The organism is Agrobacterium sp. 5Ca50 (genome assembly GCF_055381905.1).
This window is the reverse complement of the sequence record NZ_AP026438.1, coordinates 2,744,197-2,766,778: the sequence shown is the minus strand read 5'-3', so window position 1 is coordinate 2,766,778 and position 22,582 is coordinate 2,744,197. Positions and strand designations below refer to the sequence as shown.

18 protein-coding genes are annotated in these 22,582 nt (G+C 54.8%); 12 read left to right on the top strand and 6 right to left on the bottom strand.

Features of this window, described 5'->3' with window-relative positions:
• Positions 1-67: 67 nt before the first annotated feature.
• On the top strand, positions 68-1,024 hold the full coding sequence (gene tal / locus ACZ5FM_RS13400) for a transaldolase (protein WP_192488019.1): 957 nt from the start codon (positions 68-70) through the stop codon (positions 1,022-1,024).
• Positions 1,025-1,141: 117 nt separating this feature from the next.
• Here tal and ACZ5FM_RS13395 read toward each other — a convergent pair whose 3' ends face one another.
• On the bottom strand, positions 1,142-1,921 hold the full coding sequence (locus ACZ5FM_RS13395; RefSeq protein WP_464038927.1) for an IclR family transcriptional regulator: 780 nt from the start codon (positions 1,919-1,921) through the stop codon (positions 1,142-1,144).
• A 176-nt stretch (positions 1,922-2,097) separates the two neighbouring features.
• Between ACZ5FM_RS13395 and ACZ5FM_RS13390 the strand changes: the two genes are divergently transcribed.
• Positions 2,098-2,829: an SDR family oxidoreductase gene (locus ACZ5FM_RS13390; protein ID WP_192488021.1), complete on the top strand. Its 732-nt coding sequence runs from the start codon at positions 2,098-2,100 to the stop codon at positions 2,827-2,829.
• Positions 2,830-3,164: 335 nt separating this feature from the next.
• Positions 3,165-4,076: a hypothetical protein gene (locus ACZ5FM_RS13385; RefSeq protein WP_259142466.1), complete on the top strand. Its 912-nt coding sequence runs from the start codon at positions 3,165-3,167 to the stop codon at positions 4,074-4,076.
• Positions 4,077-4,267: 191 nt separating this feature from the next.
• Here ACZ5FM_RS13385 and lysS read toward each other — a convergent pair whose 3' ends face one another.
• The 5 genes from lysS to ACZ5FM_RS13360 all read right to left on the bottom strand — a co-directional run bounded on the left by lysS (position 4,268) and on the right by ACZ5FM_RS13360 (position 11,102).
• Entirely contained in the window at positions 4,268-5,764 is a 1,497-nt protein-coding gene (lysS, locus tag ACZ5FM_RS13380) for a lysine--tRNA ligase (RefSeq protein ID WP_464038926.1), read from the bottom strand.
• 207 nt (positions 5,765-5,971) lie between these two features.
• A complete protein-coding gene (gene gltX / locus ACZ5FM_RS13375; protein ID WP_192488023.1) occupies positions 5,972-7,429 on the bottom strand; it encodes a glutamate--tRNA ligase in 1,458 nt (485 codons plus the stop codon).
• Positions 7,430-7,608: 179 nt separating this feature from the next.
• Complete coding sequence (locus ACZ5FM_RS13370; protein ID WP_250982276.1) at positions 7,609-9,381, bottom strand: SLC13 family permease; 1,773 nt, start codon at positions 9,379-9,381, stop codon at positions 7,609-7,611.
• A 147-nt stretch (positions 9,382-9,528) separates the two neighbouring features.
• Positions 9,529-10,281 carry a TerC family protein gene (locus ACZ5FM_RS13365; protein ID WP_250982275.1) on the bottom strand — a complete coding sequence of 251 codons (753 nt, stop codon included), beginning with the start codon at positions 10,279-10,281 and terminating at the stop codon, positions 9,529-9,531.
• Positions 10,282-10,448: 167 nt separating this feature from the next.
• Positions 10,449-11,102: a TetR/AcrR family transcriptional regulator gene (locus ACZ5FM_RS13360; protein WP_259144703.1), complete on the bottom strand. Its 654-nt coding sequence runs from the start codon at positions 11,100-11,102 to the stop codon at positions 10,449-10,451.
• Positions 11,103-11,266: 164 nt separating this feature from the next.
• On the opposite strand from ACZ5FM_RS13360, the gene ACZ5FM_RS13355 reads away from it, so the two are divergent.
• The 9 genes from ACZ5FM_RS13355 (at position 11,267) to ACZ5FM_RS13315 (ending at position 22,581) form a co-directional block, all read left to right on the top strand.
• Complete coding sequence (locus ACZ5FM_RS13355; protein ID WP_259142494.1) at positions 11,267-12,463, top strand: HlyD family secretion protein; 1,197 nt, start codon at positions 11,267-11,269, stop codon at positions 12,461-12,463.
• Positions 12,464-12,481: 18 nt separating this feature from the next.
• The gene (locus ACZ5FM_RS13350; RefSeq protein ID WP_259142513.1) at positions 12,482-14,065 is read left to right on the top strand and encodes a DHA2 family efflux MFS transporter permease subunit; all 1,584 of its coding nucleotides are present in this window, start codon (positions 12,482-12,484) and stop codon (positions 14,063-14,065) included.
• A gap of 139 nt (positions 14,066-14,204) precedes the next feature.
• Complete coding sequence (locus ACZ5FM_RS13345; protein WP_464038925.1) at positions 14,205-15,233, top strand: LacI family DNA-binding transcriptional regulator; 1,029 nt, start codon at positions 14,205-14,207, stop codon at positions 15,231-15,233.
• Positions 15,234-15,272: 39 nt separating this feature from the next.
• Positions 15,273-16,724 carry a xylulokinase gene (gene xylB / locus ACZ5FM_RS13340; protein ID WP_464038924.1) on the top strand — a complete coding sequence of 484 codons (1,452 nt, stop codon included), beginning with the start codon at positions 15,273-15,275 and terminating at the stop codon, positions 16,722-16,724.
• A 73-nt stretch (positions 16,725-16,797) separates the two neighbouring features.
• Entirely contained in the window at positions 16,798-18,108 is a 1,311-nt protein-coding gene (gene xylA / locus ACZ5FM_RS13335) for a xylose isomerase (RefSeq protein WP_464038923.1), read from the top strand.
• Between the two features lie 230 nt (positions 18,109-18,338).
• Entirely contained in the window at positions 18,339-19,718 is a 1,380-nt protein-coding gene (locus ACZ5FM_RS13330) for a GH1 family beta-glucosidase (protein WP_464038922.1), read from the top strand.
• 127 nt (positions 19,719-19,845) lie between these two features.
• Positions 19,846-20,478: an NAD(P)H-dependent oxidoreductase gene (locus ACZ5FM_RS13325; protein ID WP_250982268.1), complete on the top strand. Its 633-nt coding sequence runs from the start codon at positions 19,846-19,848 to the stop codon at positions 20,476-20,478.
• A 344-nt stretch (positions 20,479-20,822) separates the two neighbouring features.
• A complete protein-coding gene (locus tag ACZ5FM_RS13320) occupies positions 20,823-21,923 on the top strand; it encodes a methionine ABC transporter ATP-binding protein (protein ID WP_409515549.1) in 1,101 nt (366 codons plus the stop codon).
• Positions 21,913-22,581: a methionine ABC transporter permease gene (locus ACZ5FM_RS13315; RefSeq protein WP_259142544.1), complete on the top strand. Its 669-nt coding sequence runs from the start codon at positions 21,913-21,915 to the stop codon at positions 22,579-22,581. Before ACZ5FM_RS13320 ends, ACZ5FM_RS13315 begins: the two co-directional genes overlap by 11 nt.
• The last annotated feature ends 1 nt before the right edge of the window (position 22,582 follow it).

The following is a 22,582-nucleotide window of genomic DNA, read 5'->3' as shown; positions in this document are numbered from 1 at the left end:
TGGCTTTCTTGGGGGAACGAAACGGCGGCTGAAGCACTTTTATAGTCAATCCATAAGGATCACCCGGATGACGTCCAAGCTCGATCAACTCCGTTCCATTACAACCGTGGTTGCTGATACCGGCGACATTGATGCGGTTGCACGCCTCAAGCCAGTCGATTGCACAACCAACCCGACCATCGTTCTTAAAGCATTGGGAACGCCTGCGTTTGCAGATGCGGTCAAAGAAGCTGTCAGCTGGGGTAAAAAACAGGGCGGCGATCAGGATGCCGTTGTTGCTGCCGTTGCAGATCGCCTTGCCATTTCGGTTGGTGCCGCACTTGCCAAGCTCGTTCCGGGCCGCGTTTCCACCGAAGTGGATGCCGACCTGTCCTTCGATACCGAAGCCTCTATTGCCAAGGCGCATGGCATCATTGCTGCCTACAAGGAACGCGGTATTGAGCGTGACCGTATTCTCATCAAGCTGGCTTCCACATGGGAAGGTATCCGTGCTGCGCAGGTTCTGCAGTCGGAAGGCATCGATTGCAACCTGACCCTGCTGTTCTCCAAGGCTCAGGCGATTGCTTGCGCGGAAGCCAAGGCATTCCTGATTTCGCCATTCGTTGGTCGTATTCTTGATTGGCACAAGAAGTCCACCGGTCAGGACTACACGTCTGAAACCGATCCCGGCGTTGTCTCGGTGCGTGGCATCTACAACTACTACAAGTCCAACGGCATCTCGACCATCGTCATGGGTGCTTCCTTCCGCAATGCAGGCGAAATCGAAGCGCTTGCTGGTTGCGATCGTCTGACCATCAGCCCGGCGCTGCTGGAAGAGCTCGACAAGGATCAGGGCACGCTTGAGCGCAAGCTGTCGCCTGACAATGTCACGGCAGAGCCGCTGCAGTCGCTGGACGAAAAGGCATTCCGCTGGATGCTCAACGAAGATGCGATGGCAACTGAAAAGCTGTCGGAAGGCATCCGTTTGTTTGCCAAGGACCTCGTTGCACTGCGCTCGATGGTCAAAAAAGAACTTGCAGCCTGAGGTTTGTTGGAACTTTTGAAACGTTTACCCGTTTAAATTCCAAGAATACTCCAGTGCCAAACGCGACCGTCTCCCTGCCGGTCGCGTTTTTTATTTGCTATGGTGCAATCTATTTTCTTATTGCGTGCGGCTGCCGGCAACGATTTCCGAAATGCGGGCGGCTGCTTCTACAATATAGTCCAGACATACTTTCTGGGTCGGCGCACTGGCGCTGAGCGGTTCAATGAATGGGCAGGTCAAAGCCGCGATGGCGGTGCCATCCAGTGTCAGCACCGGTGCCGACAATGTCGTGACCACGGCGGTTTGCATGCTTTTCATGATGTCGTAGCCGTCGTGCCGGATGCGGCTTAATGTTTCACCGAGATTGTCAGGTGTCGACATGCCCTCGTTGAAACGCAACTGCTCGGCAATCATCATCTCGCGTTGTGTTTCGGTCTGGAAAGCCAGCAGGATATGACCGGAGCCGGTATTGAACAGGCTCATATGCGCGCCAACCCGCACCGACAGCGCCCAATAGGTCGATGAATCCTGCTGGGCAATAACAGTGACAGCGCCTCTGTCGTGCACAGTCAGATGGCAGGCCTGCTGAGCCTTGTTGGAAAAGTCGCGCATGACAGGCGTCGCGAACGATACCAGTCTGCGAACAGGGGCGTGAAAATGGGCAAGGCCGAACATTTTCAGGCTGAGGAAAAAGCGGTCGCCATCCTGACGGTAGACGTACCCGCGCCGTACCAGACGATCGAGCATGCGGTAAAATTCGCTGGGGCTTTTGCCGAGCGACTTGGCAATCTCGGCCTGGGTCAGACCGCCATCCGTATGGGCCAGCAGTTCGAGGATATCCAACCCTTTGTCGAGCGCGGGCGCACGATAGCGATCACTATTGTCTTCGGTCGTCATGGTACCCCTCCACTAACCTCATTTTGCCTATGCCAAACATCTTCTTGTCTATCTGTTGCGCTTGACGGCTTATAAATACACTGTTTACATATGAATTATCAATCCGCATCTGAATGTCCTCATTGTGAAGGCCAGTCATTGGCGCGGTAAACTGGATTGGCAGGGAGGATTACCATATGTCCCAGAATTTTGCAGGGCAGACCGTTGTTGTGACGGCAGCCGCTCAGGGTATTGGCCGCGCAACGGCTGAACGTTTTGCGAGCCTCGGTGCGCGCGTTATCGCAACCGATATCAATGAGCAGGCACTGGCCACACTGGAGGGTGTTGAAAAACGCGTTCTGAACGTTCTGGATGGCGACGCTGTAAAGGCATTTGCGGAAGAAGTTGGCCCAATCGACGTGCTGTTTAATTGTGCAGGCTACGTGCATGCTGGCACTATCCTCGAATGCGAGGAAAAGGACTGGGACTTCTCGTTCGATCTGAATGCCAAGGCCATGTACCGTACTTGCCGCGCATTCCTCCCAGGCATGCTGGAAAAGGGCAAGGGTGCTATCGTCAACATGTCGTCGGTGGCATCTAGCGTTAAGGGCGTTCCAAATCGTTTTGCCTACACGGCCTCGAAGGCAGCTGTTGTAGGTCTGACAAAGGCGATTGCCGCTGATTTCGTGACCAAGGGCGTTCGTTGTAATGCAATTTGCCCGGGCACCGTAGACAGCCCGTCCCTGCATGAACGTCTGAAGCAGACCGGCAACTACGAGCAGGCATTGAGCGACTTCATAGCGCGTCAGCCCATGGGCCGTATTGCAAAGCCCGAAGAAATTGCTGCTCTGGTGACCTATCTGGCGTCGGAAGAGGCCGGTTTCACCACGGGCCAAATCCATGTGATCGATGGCGGCTGGACTGCCTGATTATGAAACAAAGACCCGCTGCGGCGGGTCTTTTTTGCTTCATTTTGAGAATGCCGTATCACGGATGTGCGGCTACTGGACGCGCTTGATTATTGTCAGTTTGCGCCTGTCAACGCTTTATACATGAAGCGCAGTAATATTTTTTGGCAGAGTCCAAAAATGGTTCACTAAAAACACTGAATAACACTCCGGGTTAAATCTTCGTCAAGGAGAAACCGTCAGGATCAAAGCCAGTCTGGACGTGGATTTTTGATCCATGCCGGATGGTCTTTGGTTGGCCCATTAGGGCTGGGGCATTGCGTAATTGACGGGGTAGGTATGTCAGGGCGCCTAGTGTGAAAGCAGTATTCAGCCGAATACGGCTTTCCCGTAAAGTAGTGTTTATCAGTTGCGGTGTTCTGCTTATCAGCGGAGCAGCTGGTCTCGCTGCTGTTTACGTGGGTACCGAACGTTTGCTTGGCCCTTCCTATCGTTCAGTCAATGGTCTGGAATGTCAGGCCGTCCAGACTGTGACCATCAAGAAAAACGGTACATTCTGGATAAGGCAGTTTATCCGCACAACCGGTGGTGATGGTACGGACAGGCTGAAAACCGCCGTGCGTGTAGCCAAGGCTATTCACGAAAAACAGCACCCTGATCTTGTGCAGGTGTCGGTTCTGGACGCCAATGGTCCGCAGCTGCGCTCCGAGATGCGTGGTCGTGCGATTGCAGCGCAGGCAGTTTATATCCCTGATATGGCCAAAATACCCGAAGGTACGGATGGCAAGCAATATTCCGGCTTCTATTATGATGGCGTGCCGAACGCACAGGGTTTCTTCTACGGCTTGAGAATTGACCTTCCGCTTGAAGACATTGAGCAGGTTGTACATTCGTTGTCCGATAATACCGGCTGTGAAGGTGGCGTGTCGGAGAATGCCGAGGGTGCGCATGGAAAAAGCGATGGCCATGGTGCGCCAACAGAAAAAGCCGCGGAGCCGGCAGGGCACGGCGGCGAGGGTGAAACAGGCCATGGTGACCCGTCGGCAGAGGCGCACCCTGTGCCAGATGATGAACAGTTGCTGACGTCGACGCCCGTGCATGACAGCGGTAGCATTTTCAGCCTCAGCTATCTGAAATCCCTGATTTTCGGGAAAGGCTCCGCCACCGCGGAAGCTGCGGAGCAAGAGCACGCACCCGTTGCAGACGCACCAGCGGCTGAAGGCACAGGCGCCGAGGCTTCTGAAGGTCATTCGCAGCCATCTCACTGATATCTCGGTAATTTTTCAAAAGTTTGATGAGAACAAAAAAGCCGGAGGCGTTTTCGCTCTCCGGCTTTGTTGATGTTCTGCCTGTGTAACACGCTGCAGATGGTGGTTATCACGCAGCGTGTTGTTGTTATTTGACGATCAGATGTTTCTGCCAAAAACCGCTAAACGGTCCTGTGAAACATGCCGCGGCGTCAGTCGGCCTTCTGGCGACGGGCCGGGAAGAGAATGACGTCGCGGATCGACGGTGCATTTGTCAGCAGCATGATAAGACGGTCAACGCCGATGCCGAGACCACCTGCTGGTGGCATGCCCTGATCGATTGCATCAAGGAATTCATCGTCAAGCTGCTTGTCTTTTTCGCCGCGAGCGTGAGCCTGTTCCAGCTGCTCGACCATACGGCGGCGCTGTTCCTCGGGATCGTTGAGTTCGGAGAAAGCGTTGCCCACCTCCCAGGCGTTGCAGTAGCTTTCGAAGCGTTCCACCAGACGTGGTTCGCCGGGAACTTCCTTGGCGAAAGGCGAGATGTCCTTCGGGAAGTGCGTGACGTGGCTTGGCTGAATCAATGTGCCTTCAACCTTCTCTTCGAAGATGAATGCCAGGCACTCGCCCCATGTCCAGTCCTTCTCGACTTCGAAACCGGCAGCCTTGGCGGCGGCGCGGGCTTCTTCATCGGTCTTGATGTTCAGGAAGTCGATACCGGTTGCTTCCTTGACGGCATCAGGCATAGGAACGCGCTTGAACGGGCCCTTGAAGGAGATCGTCTGGCCCTGGAACTCCAACTCGGTCGTGCCATGGATGGCGACAGCGAGGGTTTCGAACATGCGCTCGACCAGACCCATAATGTCTTCGTAGTCGGAATAGGCCCAGTAGCACTCCATCATGGTGAATTCAGGATTATGCCGCGTGGAAACGCCTTCGTTACGGAAGTTGCGGTTGATCTCGAATACCTTGTCGGCAAGGCCGGATACCAGCGTGCGCTTGAGGAACAGTTCCGGCGCAATACGCAGGTACATGTCCTGCTTCAGCGTGTTGTGGAAGGTCTTGAACGGATCGGCAGTCGCGCCGCCATAAACCGTCTGCAGCATTGGTGTTTCCACTTCGAGGAAACCTTCCGCTTCCATGAAGCGGCGAATGCCGGAGATAATTCTGGAGCGCTGCTGGAAGCGCAGCTTGGACTCTTCATTGGAGAGAATGTCCAGATGACGCTTGCGGTAACGCACTTCGACGTCGGAAACGCCGTGCCACTTTTCAGGCATCGGCAGCAGCGACTTCGTCAGCATGGTGATTTCTTCAGCGTTGATGGTCAACTCGCCACGCTTGGTGCGGCGAACCTTGCCGGTGACGCCGATAATGTCACCCATGTCGATCAACGGCAGCAGCTCACGTGCCGCTTCCGGTGTGGTGTCCTTGTGGCTGAAGATCTGCACCTTGCCGGACGCGTCATGAATGTCCATGAACATGCCGGAATTGCGGTTGGAATAAACACGACCAGCAACGGTGACCGTATCACCGGTTTCGACGTCCGGCTCGATATTGGCGTATTTTTCCGCCAATTCGGCATTGGTCATCGTGCGGTGGAAATGCGCAGGGTAGACGTCACCGATTTTTTCGCGCAGCAACGCCAGTTTCTGGCGGCGCACTTCCGTGACGTCGGAGGAGAGAGCGGTTTCGGTTGTCTTGTCGTTCATTGTTCAATTCCTGTTGCGGCGGTACCGCGGCGGCAATTAGTTTCCGGTTCTCCCTCATTCCTGTGATTATCACAGGATACCAGTGCGCACAGGTCTTTGGGCGCGGGAGATTTTCTTACATTCATTCACGGCGCAAATACGCCGTAGCTGGTTTTCCTGTGACAAACACAGGAATGAGGGGCGAATGATAATCCGCCCCGGTAAACCTTAGCTTCCGCTGCCAACCATTGTGGCGACAACAGCAATGGCAACCTTCAGGCGCTGGCGTACCACGGAGCGGCCAAGCAGCGCCATGCTGTCAAACAGCGGCAGCGAACGCGATGTGCCTGACATGGCAACGAACAGCGGTGGTGTCACCACGCGCAGTTTCTTGCCGGTGCGTTCAGCAAGGTCACGCAATTCCGCCTCGATGCTTTCAATGTTCCAGTCTGGCATTTTTTCCAGATCGGCAGCAACGGTGGTCAGGATTTCATGAATTTCTTCCGGCTTGCTTTTCAGCCCTGCGAAGGAGGCTGGTGTCAGGCCAACATCACCAGACAACAGGAAGCCTGCCAGCTGCGGCAGTTCGCTCAATCGGGAGATGCGGCTCTGTGCCAGCTTGAGGCCTTCGGTCAGACGGCCGTTTTCCGATGACCATTCGAAAATGCGGGCAAGGAATTCTTCCTGGCTCAGCTTTTCGCGCAGCCAGCGGCCGTTCAGCCAGTCCAGCTTCTGCACGTCAAAGATCGCGCCAGCCTTGGACAATGCATCCGGGTCGAACTTGTCTGCAAGCTCGTCCATGTTCAGAAGCTCTTCGCCTTCACCGATCTGCACGAAGAACAGACCCAGGAAGTTCATCAAGGCTTCTGGCAGGTAACCGAGTGCCGAGTAGTAGGAAATCGACGTCGGGTTCTTGCGCTTGGAGAGCTTGGACTTGTCGGCATTGCGCATCAGCGAAAGATGCATGAATACCGGCTGGTCCCATCCAAAATAACGATAAAGCAGAATGTGCTTAGGCACTGAGGCCAGCCATTCCTCGCCACGCGCAACGTGGGTGATCTTCATCAGATGGTCGTCGATGACATTGGCCATATGGTAGGTCGGCATGCCGTCGGCCTTCATCAGGACCTGCATGTCAACGGAATCCCACGGGATCGACACTTCGCCGTACACGCCGTCGGTGAAGTCGCAGGAACCTTCGGTCGGGATCTTCATGCGAACAACAGATGTTTCACCGGCCGCCAGCTTCGCTGTTACTTCTTCAGCTTTCAGATGCAGACACAGACCGTCATATTTCGGTGGCTTGCCAGCGGCGCGCTGGGCTTCACGCATCTGTTCCAGGCGCTCAGGCGTACAGAAACAACGGAAGGCATGGCCTTTATCCAGAAGTTCCTGAGCATAGGGCTGGTACATGTCCTTGCGCTCGGACTGGCGGTACGGGCCGTAAGGACCGCCGACATCGGGACCTTCAGACCATTTCAGCCCGGTCCATTTCAGTGCTTCCAGCACTTTTTCTTCATATTCGCGGGTCGAGCGGGTCGCATCGGTATCTTCGATGCGCAGGATGAACTCGCCGCCGGTTTTCTTGGCGAACAGATAGTTGAAAAGTGCGATGTAGACAGTTCCGACATGCGGCTCACCGGTAGGAGAGGGCGCGATACGGACGCGAACGTTGGAAGTGCTCATTGGATGATCGCTCGTATTGACGTGCAAGGGTTACGGGAAGTTCCCGTATGCGACGACTGGTTTTAGCATGCATTGAGGAAACGGGATTTGGGGATCTAGGATGCCCGCAATTCCGCAATTTTCCATTGGAATGGCCTTAGGCCACATTCAGCCCCATGCGTCAAGAAAATTAGGTCAAATCAGGATGCCGGCCAGACGTAAAGCAGCATTGGAATGCTGGTGATGATGATCAGGAATGATAGCGGCAGACCAAGCCGTGGATAGTCGCTGAACCTGTAGCCGCCCGGTCCCATGACAAGAGTGTTGCACTGGTGGCCGATGGGGGTGAGGAAATCACAGCCGGCGCCAATCGCGACAGCCATCAGAAATGCCTCCGGCTTGAAGCCAAGTGTGGTGGCAAATCCTGCCGCGATCGGGCCCATGACAAGTACCGTTGCGGCATTGTTGAGGAATGGCGTGACAGCCATCGCAGCCAGCAGAATAAGACCAAGAGCCATAAAGGGTGGCATGCCTTTTGCCGTTTCCCCCAACCAGGTCGCAATAAGGTCGCTCGCACCTGTCGTGCGCAGTGTATCGCTGACCGGGATAAGTGCCGCCAGCATCACAAGAATTGGGCCATCTACTGATTTGTAGATGTCGGACAACGGGATAGCGCCAATAGCGATCATCGCGAAGGCGGCGGCAAAGAAGGCAACGGCGACCGGTGCTATGCCGGTGGCCGCAGCTGCCATGGCAGCTGCAAGTACCAGAAGTGGCAAAATCGCGCGTCTGCGGGTGCCGAGCAGGATTTCACGTTGCGCGAGCGGCAGAAGGTCGAATTCCTTCAAAACCTGTGAGATGTTTTTGCTGTTGCCTTGCAAAACGATCACGTCACCGGCCATCAATGACAGGTCACTCAGACGCTGGTTCAGGCGATGTCCGCGACGACTGACGGCAATCAGATTGACGCCGCGTGTGTAGGACAGTGCCAATTCTTTCGCCGAAAGGCCTTTGAGGATCGAGGTGTTGTCGATCACCGCCTCCATGGCCATGACATCGCTTTCCTTCTGGCCACTGCCGGTCAATGGCTTGCCTGACAGTGTGAGCTTTGCACTGGAGACCACCCTGTCCAGATCAGTGGCATTGCCTTCCAGCAGCAGTGTATCGCCAACCTTAAGCACAACATCGGGGAAGGGGGAAATCCTGCGGTGGCCTCTGAGAATGGTTGTCGCAATGACCGCACCATCGCCCTGTTTCAGCAGTTCATTGAGGCTTTTGTCTTTAATCGGTGAATCTGCTGTTATGGAGGCCTCGGCTGTGTAGGCGGATTTTTCCATAATGTCTTCGACGGAGGCGTCCGGCTTGGTGCGCACTGGCAGCAGCCGGTAGCCAAATGTCAAAAATACGATGCCGATGACTGTCAGACCAAGACCGACAGGCGTGAAGTCGAACATCGAGAAACTTTGACCGGTCATTTCCTCACGCAGTCTGGAGACCACGATGTTGGGCGAGGTGCCGATCTGCGTCATCAATCCGCCGAGCAAGGCAGCAAAGGCCATCGGCATCAGGTAGAAGGACACGGGGGTGCCGGACTTGCGGGCAAACTGAAAAGCCACTGGCATCATGATAGCCAATGCACCGATATTCTTGATGAAGGCCGACATGACAGCCACAACAATCATCAGGAAAGCGAGCTGCAACCCTTTCGAGCGCATTTCGGGGAAATATTTCTTGATCAGCGTATCGACAATGCCGGAACGGGCCACCGCCGTGCTGACGATCAGTGCACTGGCGACGATGATGACAATATCGTCACTGAAACCGGAGAATGCCTTGTCGAAGGGCACGATACCCACCGCAACAGCGCCTAATAGGGCGGAGCAGGCAACCACGTCATAACGCAACTTGTCCCAGATGAAAGCTGCCATCATTGCTGCGATAACGGCGAAGGCTAAAATCTGGTCTGTTGTCATTCAGGAATGCACTTTCGGCAGGAGAGTGATTGGCCAGAACAGCCGATCAGATGCGGTATTAAACGTATGAAACCATAGCGCGTTCCGTCGTCAAAATGCAAAGGACCCGCCCTTGTCAGGCGGGTCTTTCAATATTCGATTCAGCGGTTAATGCTTGGCGGCCTGTCGTTTACGGGCACGGGCGTTACGCGCCATCATGTTGAGAAGTTCGACCAGGGCAGAGAAAGCCATAGCTGCATAGACGTAGCCCTTCGGCACATGCATGCCCATGCCTTCGGCAATCAGCGTGGTGCCGATCATCAGCAGGAAGGCCAAAGCCAGCATGACGATTGTCGGGTTGCGCTCAATGAAGTTAGCCAGAGGCGTTGCAGCTACCAGCATCACAGTGACAGCAAACACAACAGCAACGATCATGATCGGCAGATGCGGCGTCATGCCAACGGCCGTGATAATGCTGTCGACCGAAAATACGAGGTCAAGCAGCAGAATCTGAATGATTGCAGATGAGAACGTGTTGGTGACCGTTCCGCCAACCATGTCTTCCTTGTGGTCGATAGGGTCAACATTGTGGTGAATTTCCTTGGTCGCCTTCCACAGCAGGAACAGACCGCCGACGATCAGGATAATGTCTTTCCAGGAGAAGGGGTGACCGAAAACATCGAAAACCGGGTTGGTAAGCTGTACGATCCAGGCGACAGTGCCAAGCAGGCCAAGGCGCATGACAAGTGCGAGGCCAATACCGATCTTGCGGGCTTTTTCACGCTGTTCCGGTGGCAGCTTGTTGGTCAGGATCGAGATGAATATCAGGTTGTCAATGCCGAGCACGACCTCCATGACGATCAGGGTAATCAATGCCACCCAGGCAGTGGGGTCGCTCAAGAGAGGGAGAATGGTCTCCATCGGGGGGTGTTGTCCTTTCAATTGTGCAGCATTGGCAAATATACGACGCAATCATGTACGTTATAAAACGCGAGAAACAAGCGCATTTATTTCAACGATATGCCTGATTATTCGCAATTTTCGCGTTTAACGCGAAATTACGCCTGCGCAGATTTTGCCTAATGCGCTCAACTGATTTTGGTTCCGTAAGCGGCCATGAATACGCGCACGGCGCTGTTGACCACCCGGTCCAGTTCCTGCTGCGGCACGTCACCATTAATTTCACCAAACAGGCGAAGTTTGAAAAACGGACCTGACGACAGTTCGATATATTGCCGGGCGGCCAATTCGATATCGTCGACCTGCAAGTTTCCAAGCTTCACATGATGTTCGATGAAATCCTGTAGCACGCTTTTGATGTTGACGGGTGAACTGGCGAAAAAACGCTTCGCGAGACCTGGCATGCGGTCAATAACGCCAATCACAGAACGCATAGCAGGTATGACTTCAGAGCAGGTCATCTGTCGGGAAAAGGTGAAGCCGAACTTCTTGAGACCTTCTTCAACCGCTTGTTCCCCCGCCAGCACATCACGCATGGCTTCGGCAAAACGGGTACGGTGCCGGTCGATCAGGGCCGCAAAAAGATCTTCCTTATTTGCGAAGTAAACATAGATGGTACCCTTGGAAACGCCTGCTTCGCGGGTAATATCGTTCATGCTGGCAGCATCAAAGCCAAGTTTGCGGAAAACAATCCAGGCGCCATCGAGGATCTGTTCGCGCTTTGCAGGATCTTCTCCCGCCGCGAAACGCCCGGTGGTGACCGGCGTTCCAGATGTCTCCATGTCTTCTTGCGTGCTCACACTCTTATCCCTGTTTGAAATTTTGAGTCCCGTCAAATCGAACTGTTTGGTTCGATGCCCTCTTGATATGTGTCATGAAAAGCTTTATGTCAATCGAACCGAACGGTTCAGTTCAATAAAATTATATCCTACATGGTGGTGAGCACATGTCTGCCCAGAACACAGGCGCGGTACGCGCGGTCAATACAAATGAGGGCGCAGATGAAACGGCGCGTAAAGATGATGCGGTAGAAACCACATCTCAGACACCTGCGCCGCCACAGGATGCGCCACAGCAGAAGAAGGCAAAGCGTCGCTCGCCTATTTTGCCTGTGTTGGCAATTGCCGTGCTGGCCGGTGCCGGCTGGTATGGTTACCAATGGTGGACCGATGGTCGTTTCCTCATCTCAACCGATGATGCCTATATCGAAGGTGACATTGCGATCATTTCGCCTAAGGTTTCCGGTTATGTGAACAAGGTCCATGTCGTCGACAATCAGGAAGTCAAGGCTGGTGATCCGCTCGTCACTCTGGATGATGGTGATTATCGAATCGCGCTTGAACAAGCCGAAGCACAGGTTCGTACCCAGGAGCTGTCGCTGTCGCGTATCGATGCACAGCTTGCAGGTGCCAAGGCTGCTCTGCAGCAGGCCGAAGCACAGAAGGGTGCGCTTGACGCAGCCCTGCGCGGCGCGGAAATCAACCAGAAGCGCGCCAACGAGTTGCAAGCCAAGGATGTTGGTACGGTTGCCTCTGCAGATAATGCACAGGTCGCGCTTGATCAGGCTGCCGCAAATGCTGTTGCCGGTGCGGCCAGCATCGAATCCGCCAAAGCCAATATATCTCTGCTCGCAGCGCAGAGAAACGAAGCTGAAAGCACCATCCGTTCGCTGGTTCTGGCCAAGGACAAGGCTCAACGTGACCTTAGCTTTACAGTGTTGAAGGCGCCGTATGATGGTGTCATCGGCAATGTGGCTGTTCAGGTGGGTGATCTCGTCTCAAGCGGCAAGCGGCTTGCAGCCCTGGTGCCTATGAACGACCTCTACATTGATGCGAACTTCAAGGAAACGCAGATCGCCAAGGTCGAGCCGGGTTCCAAGGTGCGTATCCATGTGGATGCGCTTGGTAAGCAGGATATTATCGGCACGGTCCAGTCGATCTCGCCTGCTTCCGGCTCGGTGTTTTCCATGCTGCCACCTGAAAATGCCACCGGTAACTTCACCAAGGTTATCCAGCGCGTGCCTGTCCGTATCGCTTTCTCTGCCGAAGATCTTGCCAAGCATAATCTTCGTGCCGGTTTGAGTGTTGTCGTGGACGTGGATACACGCACTGCACCTGACAACAATGCGGTAGCGCAGAAGTAAGCGCGAAAGGCTCGCATCATGACGGAAGCGGTCATCCGAGGCGGCAATGCAGTTGCCGCGTCCGATCCCCCCATGGATAAAAAGCGGCTCATTGCCTTCTTTGCCATGGTCGTGGGCATGTTCATGTCCATTCTGGACATCCAGATTGTGTCTGCCTCTCTCGCGGAAATCCAGGCCGGCCTTGGTGCCGGCTCGGATGAAATCGCCTGGGTGCAGACGTCTTACCTGATCGCTGAAGTTATCATGATCCCGCTGTCGGGCACGCTGGCGCGTATCCTGTCAACCCGGGTGCTGTTCAGCATGTGTGCGGCAGGTTTTACCCTCTCGAGCGCGCTATGTGCCACGGCCACCAACATCGACCAGATGATCGTGTACCGCGCCATTCAGGGCTTTATCGGCGGTGGCATGATCCCTTCGGTGTTTGCGGCAGCTTTCACCATTTTTCCGCCGTCCAAGCGTAGCATCGTGTCTCCGATCATTGGTCTGGTGGCAACACTTGCGCCCACCATCGGTCCGACGGTGGGTGGTTATCTCAGCCACGCCATGTCCTGGCACTGGTTGTTCCTCGTCAACGTTGTGCCGGGTATCATCGTCACATTGCTGACCTGGAGCCTGATCGACTTCGACAAGCCCGAAAAGTCACTTTGGAAGAAGTTTGACTGGTGGGGTCTGCTGGCTATGGGCGTGTTCCTGGGTTCGCTGGAATATGTGCTCGAGGAAGGCAACAACAAGGACTGGTTCAACGATGAACATATCGTTGTCGGTTCGATTGCCATGACCATCGGTGCGGTGGTGTTTTTCTGGAGAGCGTTCAAGGTCGAATTCCCGATCGTGGATTTGCGGGCCTTCATGGACCGAAACTTCTCGATTGGTTCACTGTTCTCATTCGTGATGGGGGTTGGCCTTTACGGTCTGACCTATCTCTACCCGCTCTATCTCGGACGTATCCGTGGTTACGACTCGCTGATGATCGGTGAGACAATGTTCGTGTCCGGTCTTGCGATGTTCTTCACAGCTCCGGTTGCCGGTATGCTGTCCAACAAGCTCGATCCGCGTGTGATGATGGGTATTGGCTTCCTCGGTTTTGCCACTGGCACCTATATGATGACTGGCATTACCTCGGACTGGGATTTCTACGAACTGCTTGTTCCGCAGATCCTGCGCGGTTGCTCGCTGATGATGTGCATGGTGCCGATCAACAACATTGCTCTCGGCACGTTGCCGCCGCAGCGTATCAAGAACGCGTCGGGCCTGTTCAACCTCACCCGTAACCTCGGTGGTGCGGTTGGTCTGGCCATAATCAACACCATGCTGACACAGCGCACCGATGAACATTATGCGCGTCTGTCGGAGCATGTGAACTTCAAAAATCCGGAAGCGTTGGATTGGTTGAGCAGTGTAGGTGCGAACTATGACAGCTATGGTCTGGATGGCGCTTCAGTCGCCTTCAAGAAGCTGGCGGGCATGGTAACGCAACAGGCATGGCTGCTGTCATTTGCCGATGTGTTCATGACCTTGACAGTGCTGTTCTGCTTCCTGGTGACGCTGACGTTGCTGATCCGCAAGCCATCTGCTGCACCGCCTGCGGGCAGCGGCCATTAAGGATTTTCCCTATCCACCGCCGAGGCCGCCAGAAATGGCGGCCTTTTTCATTTTACGTTTAAAGATGATTGCTACCGTCCGCTATTTTTTGATTTACGTACCTCAAATTTGGGAATAGAAGGGCTGTCGGAGGACGGAAATGAAGCCAACAGTTCACGACATTGCTGCGAGGGCGGGTGTGAGCCTTGCCACGGTTGACCGTGTGGTCAACCTCCGTTCCGGTGTACGGGAAGTGACCAAGGCGCGTGTGGAAGCAGCCATCGCCGAGCTGGGTTATGTGCGTGATGTTGCCGCTGCCAATCTGGCGCGCAGCCGCGTTTATCCACTGGTTTTCATTTTGCCAAACAATGACAACTCCTTCATGCAGGCATTGCGGGATGAAGTGCGTGCAGCGATTTCGCGTGGCCCCTCGGAGCGCGCCGAAATTACGCTGCTTGAAATTCCCCCATTTGATGCGGCCGCACTTGTTGCTGCGCTGGAAACCGCGCGGGCCGACATGCCGGCCGGCGTTGCGTTTGTTGCCGTTGAGGGTGATGCGGTGCGTCAGGCGGTTGCGGCACTGTCGGATGACGGTATAGCGACAGTGACAATCGTTTCGGACCTCTCCGGTTCAAAACGCGACCACTATGCCGGTGTCGACAATATTGCTGCCGGCAAGACGGCGGCCAGCCTGCTTGGGCGTTTTGCCAATCCGTCGGCCAACAAGATCGCTGTGCTGGCCGGTTCGCTGATGGTGCGCGATCACCGCGAGCGCGTCGACGGTTTCATGTCGGTGATGGGATCAGAGTTTCCGCAGCTGGAAATTCTGCCGGTTCTCGAAGGGCGTGATGATGTTGCGACGGTTGAAAAGCTGGTGCGCGATACACTTGCCCAACATGCAGATATTGGCGGTGTTTACAGCCTGGGTGCCGGTAACAGAGGTCTTATCCGGGCGCTGGAAAACCTGCCGCAATCGCGTGGCAGACCGGCGGTCATTGCACACGAGCTGAGCACCCACACCACTGCGGCGCTCAAGGCCGGGCTTGTCGACGCCGTACTCAATCAGGATGCCGGGCATGAGGTGCGCAGCAGCATTCGTGTGCTCAAGGCCAAGGCTGACAAGGTGGGAGTGATTGCGGCACAAGAACGCATTCGCCTCGACATATTCATGCGAGATAATTTGCCGTGATTGCAAATCCGTCTCACCGTATTTTCATGGAGGAATAACATGTATCTTGGTCTCGATTTGGGGACGTCTGGCGTCAAGGCGCTGCTGATTGATGGCAACCAGCGTATTATCGGTTCTGCCAATGGCGCACTTGAGGTGTCCCGGCCTCATTCCGGTTGGTCGGAGCAGAACCCTGCGGACTGGATCAAGGCAAGTGAAGTGGCAATCGCCGGACTGAAGGCCTCCCATGCCAAGGAACTTGCTGCCGTGAAAGGCATTGGACTGTCCGGGCAAATGCATGGTGCAACCCTTGTTGATGCGGCCGGTGGGGTGCTTCGTCCCTGCATTCTATGGAATGACACGCGCTCTTATGCCGAGGCTGCCAAGTTGGATGCTGACCCAAGGTTCCGCAAGCTGACCGGCAATATCGTGTTCCCAGGCTTTACCGCGCCAAAGCTGGCATGGGTTGCCAAACATGAACCGGAGATTTTTGCCAAGGTCGCCAAGGTTTTGCTGCCGAAGGATTATCTGCGCCTCTGGCTGACCGGTGAATATATCTCCGAAATGTCGGATTCTGCCGGCACGTCCTGGCTTGATACCGGTGCTCGCAAGTGGTCGGCAGAATTGCTGGATGTGACTGGCCTTAGCGAAAGCCACATGCCTTCGCTGGTGGAAGGCACTGAGCAGGCTGGTAAACTGCGCGGCGAGCTTGCATCTGCTTGGGGCATGAGCGATGTCGTGGTTGCCGGTGGCGCCGGTGACAATGCTGCATCGGCTTGCGGCATGGGTACGGTATCGGAAGGCGCTGCTTTCGTTTCGCTTGGTACTTCAGGCGTCTTGTTTGCGGCCAACGGCAGCTATCTGCCCAAGCCGGAAAGTGCCGTACATGCGTTTTGCCACGCCTTGCCAAACACCTGGCACCAGATGGGCGTGATCCTGTCGGCAACCGATGCCCTTAACTGGTATTCCGGCATTGCAGGCAAATCTGCAGCCGAACTGACCACGGAGCTGGGCAACAGCCTGAAGGCACCAAGCGGCGTGACATTTGCACCTTATCTGTCTGGCGAGCGCACACCACACAATGACGCGGTCATTCGTGGCGCCTTTATCGGCCTTGGTCATGAAAGTGACCGTTCGGTTCTGACGCAGGCGGTGCTTGAAGGTGTCAGCTTTGCCATCCGTGACAATCTGGAAGCGTTGAAATCGGCCGGCACAAGCATCTCGCGCGTCACGGCCATTGGCGGCGGTTCACGCTCGGAATACTGGCTGGCGTCGATTGCAACGGCCCTTGATGTGCCGGTTGATATTCCCGCCGATGGTGATTTTGGTGCTGCCTTCGGTGCCGCACGTCTTGGTCTTATTGCGGCCACGGGCGCCGACCCGGTTGCCGTGTGCACGGCGCCGCAGACTGCCAGAACCATCGAACCTGTCTCGGCACTTAGCGGTGCCTACGATGCTGCCTATCAGCGTTACCGCGAGCTCTACCCGGCCATTCGCCAACTCGCGCACTAACATCCCGTTTTCTTCCGGCGCAAGCCGGGGGTCTACTTTCATTGACAGAGGTTAGATTTCAGGAGGAATACCCATGTCGACAGGCTTTTTCGGTGATATCACCAAAATCAAATATGAAGGACCGGACAGCACAAATCCGCTGGCGTTTCGTCATTACAATGCGGACGAGATCGTGGCTGGCAAACGCATGGAAGATCACCTGCGTTTTGCGGTGGCCTACTGGCACACATTCACATGGCCAGGTGGGGATCCGTTCGGTGGCCAGACATTTGAGCGCCCATGGTTTTCCGACACAATGGATGCGGCAAAACTGAAGGCTGATGTTGCCTTTGAGTTTTTCTCGCTGCTGGGTACACCGTTTTATTGCTTCCACGATGCGGACGTTCGCCCCGAAGGCAACAGCTTTGCGGAGAACACCCGTAACCTCAACGAGATCGTTGACCACTTTGAGAAGAAGCAGGCGGAAACCGGCGTCAAGCTTTTGTGGGGTACTGCTAACCTGTTCTCGCACCGCCGTTACATGTCGGGCGCTTCGACCAATCCGGATCCGGATGTGTTTGCATTCTCGGCTGCGACGGTCAAAACCTGCCTCGATGCTACCAAGCGACTGGGCGGTGCCAACTATGTTCTGTGGGGCGGACGCGAGGGATATGAAACCCTGCTGAATACCGACCTGTCGCGCGAACTCGACCAGATGGGCCGCTTCCTCAACCTTGTCGTCGAATACAAGTACAAGATTGGCTTTGAAGGCACGATCCTGATCGAGCCGAAGCCGCAGGAGCCAACCAAACATCAGTATGATTATGATGTGGCAACGGTTTATGCCTTCCTGCAGCGTCATGGCCTGGAAAAAGAAATCAAGGTCAACATCGAGCAGGGCCACGCCATCCTTGCGGGCCATTCCTTCGAACACGAACTGGCCATGGCAAATGCCTTCGGCATTTTCGGTTCGATCGACATGAACCGCAATGATTACCAGTCCGGTTGGGATACCGACCAGTTCCCGAACAACGTGCCGGAAATGGCGCTGGCCTATTACCATGTTCTGGCCGGTGGTGGCTTCCAGAACGGCGGCACCAACTTCGATTCCAAGCTGCGTCGCCAGTCGCTTGATCCGGCTGATCTGCTGATCGGTCATATCGGCGGCATTGATTGCTGCGCCCGTGGCCTGAAGGCTGCTGCCAAGATGATTGAAGATGGCGCGCTGTCGAAGCCGCTTACGGACCGTTATTCAAAGTGGGATTCTCCTTCGGCGCAAAAGATGCTGCGTGGCGAGTTGAAGCTGGATGAGATTGCTGCTCTGGTCGAGCGTGAAAACATCAATCCTCAACCGAAGTCGGGTCGTCAGGAATATCTCGAAAACGTCGTAAATCGTTACGTTTAAAACGGCCGAAAAGCCTTATGTAAAAAAGCTGATGAAAGGCGGGGATCAAGCCCCGCCTTTTTTGTTGCTAACTCGCTGCATTTGCACCAAATCCCTGTCGTAAAAGTTTTGTATGATTTAACTGAAACGTTGCAGTAGGCGATGATTTGCCTTTATACCTTGCAAACACCTGTCCAGGGCAGGACCAAAACCCGATACTTAACGGGCCAAATTATTCAGGAGGAGACGGAATGATCGATCCCAAGGTGCTTGCAACACGCTTTCCCGGTGATTTTCTGTTTGGTGTCGCGACGGCATCCTTCCAGATTGAAGGAGCATCCAAGGCAGATGGTCGCAAACCTTCGATTTGGGATGCTTTTTGCAACATGCCGGGCCACGTTTATGGTCGCCACAATGGTGACGTTGCCTGCGATCATTACAACCGTCTGGATGCCGATCTCGATCTCATAAAAAATATGGGTGTCGAGGCGTACCGTTTCTCTATTGCATGGCCACGTATCATTCCTGATGGCACCGGTCTGATCAATGAAAGAGGGCTGGATTTTTATGACCGTCTGGTTGACGGCTGCAAGGCGAGGGGCATCAAAACCTATGCCACACTTTACCACTGGGATCTGCCGTTGACCCTGATGGGTGATGGAGGCTGGACGGCGCGTTCCACCGCCTATGCCTTCCAGCGCTACGCCCGCACGGTTATGGAACGCTTGGGCGACCGGCTGGACGCTGTTGCCACCTTTAACGAGCCATGGTGCTCGGTATGGCTTAGCCATCTCTACGGCATTCACGCGCCGGGTGAGCGCAACATGGACGCCGCACTGGCGGCGATGCATTACACCAATCTTGCCCACGGTCTTGGCGTACAGACCTGCCGGGATGTTGCGCCCAACGTGCCGGTCGGTTTGGTACTGAACGCACATTCGGTCATTGCTGCTTCCGACAGTGCGGCGGACAAGGCGGCAGCCGAGCGGGCATTCCAGTTCCATAATGGTGTGTTTTTTGGCCCTGTATTCAAGGGTGAATATCCCTCGGATTTCGTTGAGGCGCTGGGTGACCGCATGCCGGTTGTCGAAGAGGGCGATCTCACCATCATCAACCAGAAACTCGATTGGTGGGGATTGAATTATTACACACCAATGCGGGTTGCCGCTGATCCCGATCCATCAGCTGAATTCCCAGCCACGGTTGAAGCACCTTTCGTCAACGATGTGACGACCGATATCGGTTGGGAGGTCTATTCTCCGGCCCTGCATTCGTTGGTAGAGGAGCTTTATCGCCGTTATGAATTGCCCGATTGTTACATCACCGAGAACGGTGCCTGCTACAATATGGGTGTTGAAAATGGTGAGGTCGATGACCAGCCGCGCCTTGATTATTACGCTGACCACCTGTCGGTGGTTGCCGATCTGATCAAGGATGGTTACCCGATGCGCGGTTATTTTGCCTGGAGCCTGATGGACAATTTTGAATGGGCGCAGGGTTATCGCATGCGCTTCGGCCTTGTGCATGTCGATTATGACACGCAGGTCCGGACCATCAAAAAAAGCGGCAAATGGTACTCGTCGCTGGCGGCCGAATTTCCGAAGGGCAATCACAAAAAGGCAGCCTTGTAGTTTTCGGTGGTTACCTTGAGGTGCCTGCTTGCAGTTGCAGGCAGGCATCCTATGTGTAGCGGGTTTCAAAACGAAACCTGCACGCTTGCATGATAGCAGCGTCGGTGATCCTCCCAAGGAGACTGCTTTGCTTATTGAAAAACTGAACTGGCGTTATGCCACCAAAAAGATGGACCCTTCCAAGCCGGTAACGGAAGATAAGGTTGCCCGTATTTTGGAGGCTGCCCGTCTTGCTCCGACATCAAGCGGCTTGCAGCCGTTTGAAATTATCGTCGTTACCAATCCGGAAGTGCGTGCGAAGATCCAGGAAATCGCCTGGAACCAGGCTCAGATTACCGATGGTTCGCACCTTCTCGTTTTTGCAGCGTGGGATAACTACACCGCTGAGCGCATCAACGGCATGTTCGATCTCGTCAATGAAGAGCGCGGCATCAAGAATGAAGGTTGGGAGAACTATCGCCAGATGCTCCTGAACATGTATCCCCCACGCGATGCTCAGGTGAACTTCGAACACGCTGCACGTCAGGCCTATATCGGGTTCGGCATGGCGCTTGCTCAGGCTGCATTCGAAGGCGTGGACTCGACACCAATGGAAGGTTTCGATCCGGACAAGCTGGATGAGATTTTGGGCCTGCGTGAGAAGGGCCTGCGCTCGGTTACCATCCTTCCGCTTGGCTACCGCAAGGAAGATGGTGATTGGCTGGTGAACCTCAAAAAGGTCCGTCGTCCGAACGATCAGTTCATTTCTTCGGTAAAGTAATCGCTTTAAGGACATAACTGCGGAAAATTTTCCTGAAACTGCCTTTCAGTTGAAAAATTTTCCCTGTCAAAAGGTGTCGCATACAGGCATGTTTGGGGCACCTAAGAAAGTCGATAACGACTTTGGTGTGAAAGCAGAATAAAATGACACGGACTATGTGCTGTAATCGAATGTGCTTCGTGATTGCGTAACGACACGCACTGAATGCACGGGTGACTTATCTTGCGAGCATCGTTGATGCTGTAAAAATGGCAGGACAGACACCAAAAACCGCAGAATCCTTTATTTCAGCCGGAATTGATTTAAAGAGATACGCACAACAGACATTATCCGTAGAGTTATCCATGAGTTTCCAATTGACAGCGGGCGGCACCGCTCAGCAACCACCAGCACATGCTGATGCCATGGTTGTGTTTGAAAATGTCACCAAACGTTTTGGCGGCCAAAACGGCGAAGCGGCGTTTACGGCGCTTGGCGGTGTGGACCTATCTGTTCCACGCGGCTCCATTACCGGCATCATCGGGCGCTCAGGCGCTGGTAAATCCACACTGATCCGGCTCGTCAACGGCCTGGAGACGCTGACATCCGGTCGCGTTCTGGTCGATGGCGTTGATGTTGGCGGTTTGGATGAACAGGGTCTTCGCCAGTTGCGCCGCTCGATCGGCATGATCTTCCAGCATTTCAACCTGCTGGCTTCGCGCACCGCGTACGACAACGTGGCGCTGCCGCTGGAGATTGCCGGTGTCAGCCGCCAGGACATCAAAAAGAAAGTTCAGCCTTTGCTTGAACTTGTCGGACTTGGTGATAAGGCCAACCGCTATCCGGCGGAACTGTCCGGCGGTCAAAAGCAGCGCGTCGGTATTGCCCGCGCTCTGGCAACCGAGCCAAAGCTTTTGCTATCAGATGAAGCGACTTCGGCGCTCGATCCTGAAACCACCCAGTCCATTCTTGAACTTCTCCAGAAGATCAATTCGGAACTTAACCTTACGGTGCTTCTCATCACCCATGAAATGGAAGTGGTGAAAACAATCGCGTCGCAGGTTGCCGTTATCGACAAGGGTCTGATCGTCGAAAGCGGTCGCACCTTTGATGTGTTCACGTCTGCCAAGCATGAAACCACCCGCAGCCTGCTGTCATCTTCGATCGGTGCCAAGCTGCCTGAATGGATCAGCGGCGTTTTGAAACCGCAACCGGACAGTGGTGACCGCGTTCTGGTGCGATTGATCTTCTTCGGTGCGACGGCCTTCCAGCCGCTGACGGCAAGACTGGTCAGCGAAATCGGTGCAGATGTGAATATTCTGGCCGGCACGATCGAGGAAATTGCAGGCGAACCATTTGGTTCACTTGTGGTTTCCTACCCCGCAACACCTGAAACAATTTCCCGCGCTGACCGCCTTTATGCGGAAACCGGACTTGCCACGGAGGTGCTCGGCTATGTCGCCTGATATGCTCTTTATCCTTCTGTGGAAGGGACTTTTACAGACATTGCACATGGTGGCGATCTCCGGTCTGGTCGGGTCGCTTGTGGGCCTGCCGATCGGCATCTTCCTGGCGACCAGCGGCAAAGGCGAGCTTTTTGAAGCGCCGATCACCAACCGTATCGTTGGTTTGATCGTCAATGCCGCCCGCTCTACGCCGTTCATCATTCTGGTGGTGGCCATCATTCCATTTACCCGCCTTGTTGCCGGTACCTCCATTGGTACTTCGGCAGCCATCGTTCCGCTCACGGTTGCGACCATTCCATTTGTTGCCCGTTTGGTGGAAGCGGCGATCCGCGAAGTCGACAAGGGTCTGGTGGAAGCGGCGCGCGCCATGGGTGCCACACCGGTGCAGATCGTTACCAAGGTTTTGCTGGCCGAAGCCAAGCCCGGCATTACGCTGGCGCTTACCCTAACCCTGGTCAGCCTGATCGGTTACTCGGCCATGGTCGGTGCTGTCGGTGGCGGTGGTCTTGGTGACCTTGGCATTCGCTATGGATATCAGCGTTTTATGCCGGAAGTGATGCTTGCCGTTGTCGCAGTGCTGATCGTTCTGGTGCAGCTGGTTCAAAGTGCGGGCGACAGGCTTGCCCGCCATTTCGACAAGCGTAATCGTAAAAACTAAC

What these genes read in the sequence shown, in the direction of transcription:
- tal (WP_192488019.1), top strand. Translation starts at nt 68, where the DNA reads ATGACGTCCAAGCTCGATCAACTCCGTTCCATTACAACCGTGGTTGCT.
- ACZ5FM_RS13395 (WP_464038927.1), bottom strand. Translation starts at nt 1,921, where the DNA reads ATGACGACCGAAGACAATAGTGATCGCTATCGTGCGCCCGCGCTCGAC.
- ACZ5FM_RS13390 (WP_192488021.1), top strand. Translation starts at nt 2,098, where the DNA reads ATGTCCCAGAATTTTGCAGGGCAGACCGTTGTTGTGACGGCAGCCGCT.
- lysS (WP_464038926.1), bottom strand. Translation starts at nt 5,764, where the DNA reads ATGAACGACAAGACAACCGAAACCGCTCTCTCCTCCGACGTCACGGAA.
- gltX (WP_192488023.1), bottom strand. Translation starts at nt 7,429, where the DNA reads ATGAGCACTTCCAACGTTCGCGTCCGTATCGCGCCCTCTCCTACCGGT.
- ACZ5FM_RS13370 (WP_250982276.1), bottom strand. Translation starts at nt 9,381, where the DNA reads ATGACAACAGACCAGATTTTAGCCTTCGCCGTTATCGCAGCAATGATG.
- ACZ5FM_RS13365 (WP_250982275.1), bottom strand. Translation starts at nt 10,281, where the DNA reads ATGGAGACCATTCTCCCTCTCTTGAGCGACCCCACTGCCTGGGTGGCA.
- ACZ5FM_RS13360 (WP_259144703.1), bottom strand. Translation starts at nt 11,102, where the DNA reads ATGGAGACATCTGGAACGCCGGTCACCACCGGGCGTTTCGCGGCGGGA.
- ACZ5FM_RS13355 (WP_259142494.1), top strand. Translation starts at nt 11,267, where the DNA reads ATGTCTGCCCAGAACACAGGCGCGGTACGCGCGGTCAATACAAATGAG.
- ACZ5FM_RS13350 (WP_259142513.1), top strand. Translation starts at nt 12,482, where the DNA reads ATGACGGAAGCGGTCATCCGAGGCGGCAATGCAGTTGCCGCGTCCGAT.
- ACZ5FM_RS13345 (WP_464038925.1), top strand. Translation starts at nt 14,205, where the DNA reads ATGAAGCCAACAGTTCACGACATTGCTGCGAGGGCGGGTGTGAGCCTT.
- xylB (WP_464038924.1), top strand. Translation starts at nt 15,273, where the DNA reads ATGTATCTTGGTCTCGATTTGGGGACGTCTGGCGTCAAGGCGCTGCTG.
- xylA (WP_464038923.1), top strand. Translation starts at nt 16,798, where the DNA reads ATGTCGACAGGCTTTTTCGGTGATATCACCAAAATCAAATATGAAGGA.
- ACZ5FM_RS13330 (WP_464038922.1), top strand. Translation starts at nt 18,339, where the DNA reads ATGATCGATCCCAAGGTGCTTGCAACACGCTTTCCCGGTGATTTTCTG.
- ACZ5FM_RS13320 (WP_409515549.1), top strand. Translation starts at nt 20,823, where the DNA reads ATGAGTTTCCAATTGACAGCGGGCGGCACCGCTCAGCAACCACCAGCA.
- ACZ5FM_RS13315 (WP_259142544.1), top strand. Translation starts at nt 21,913, where the DNA reads ATGTCGCCTGATATGCTCTTTATCCTTCTGTGGAAGGGACTTTTACAG.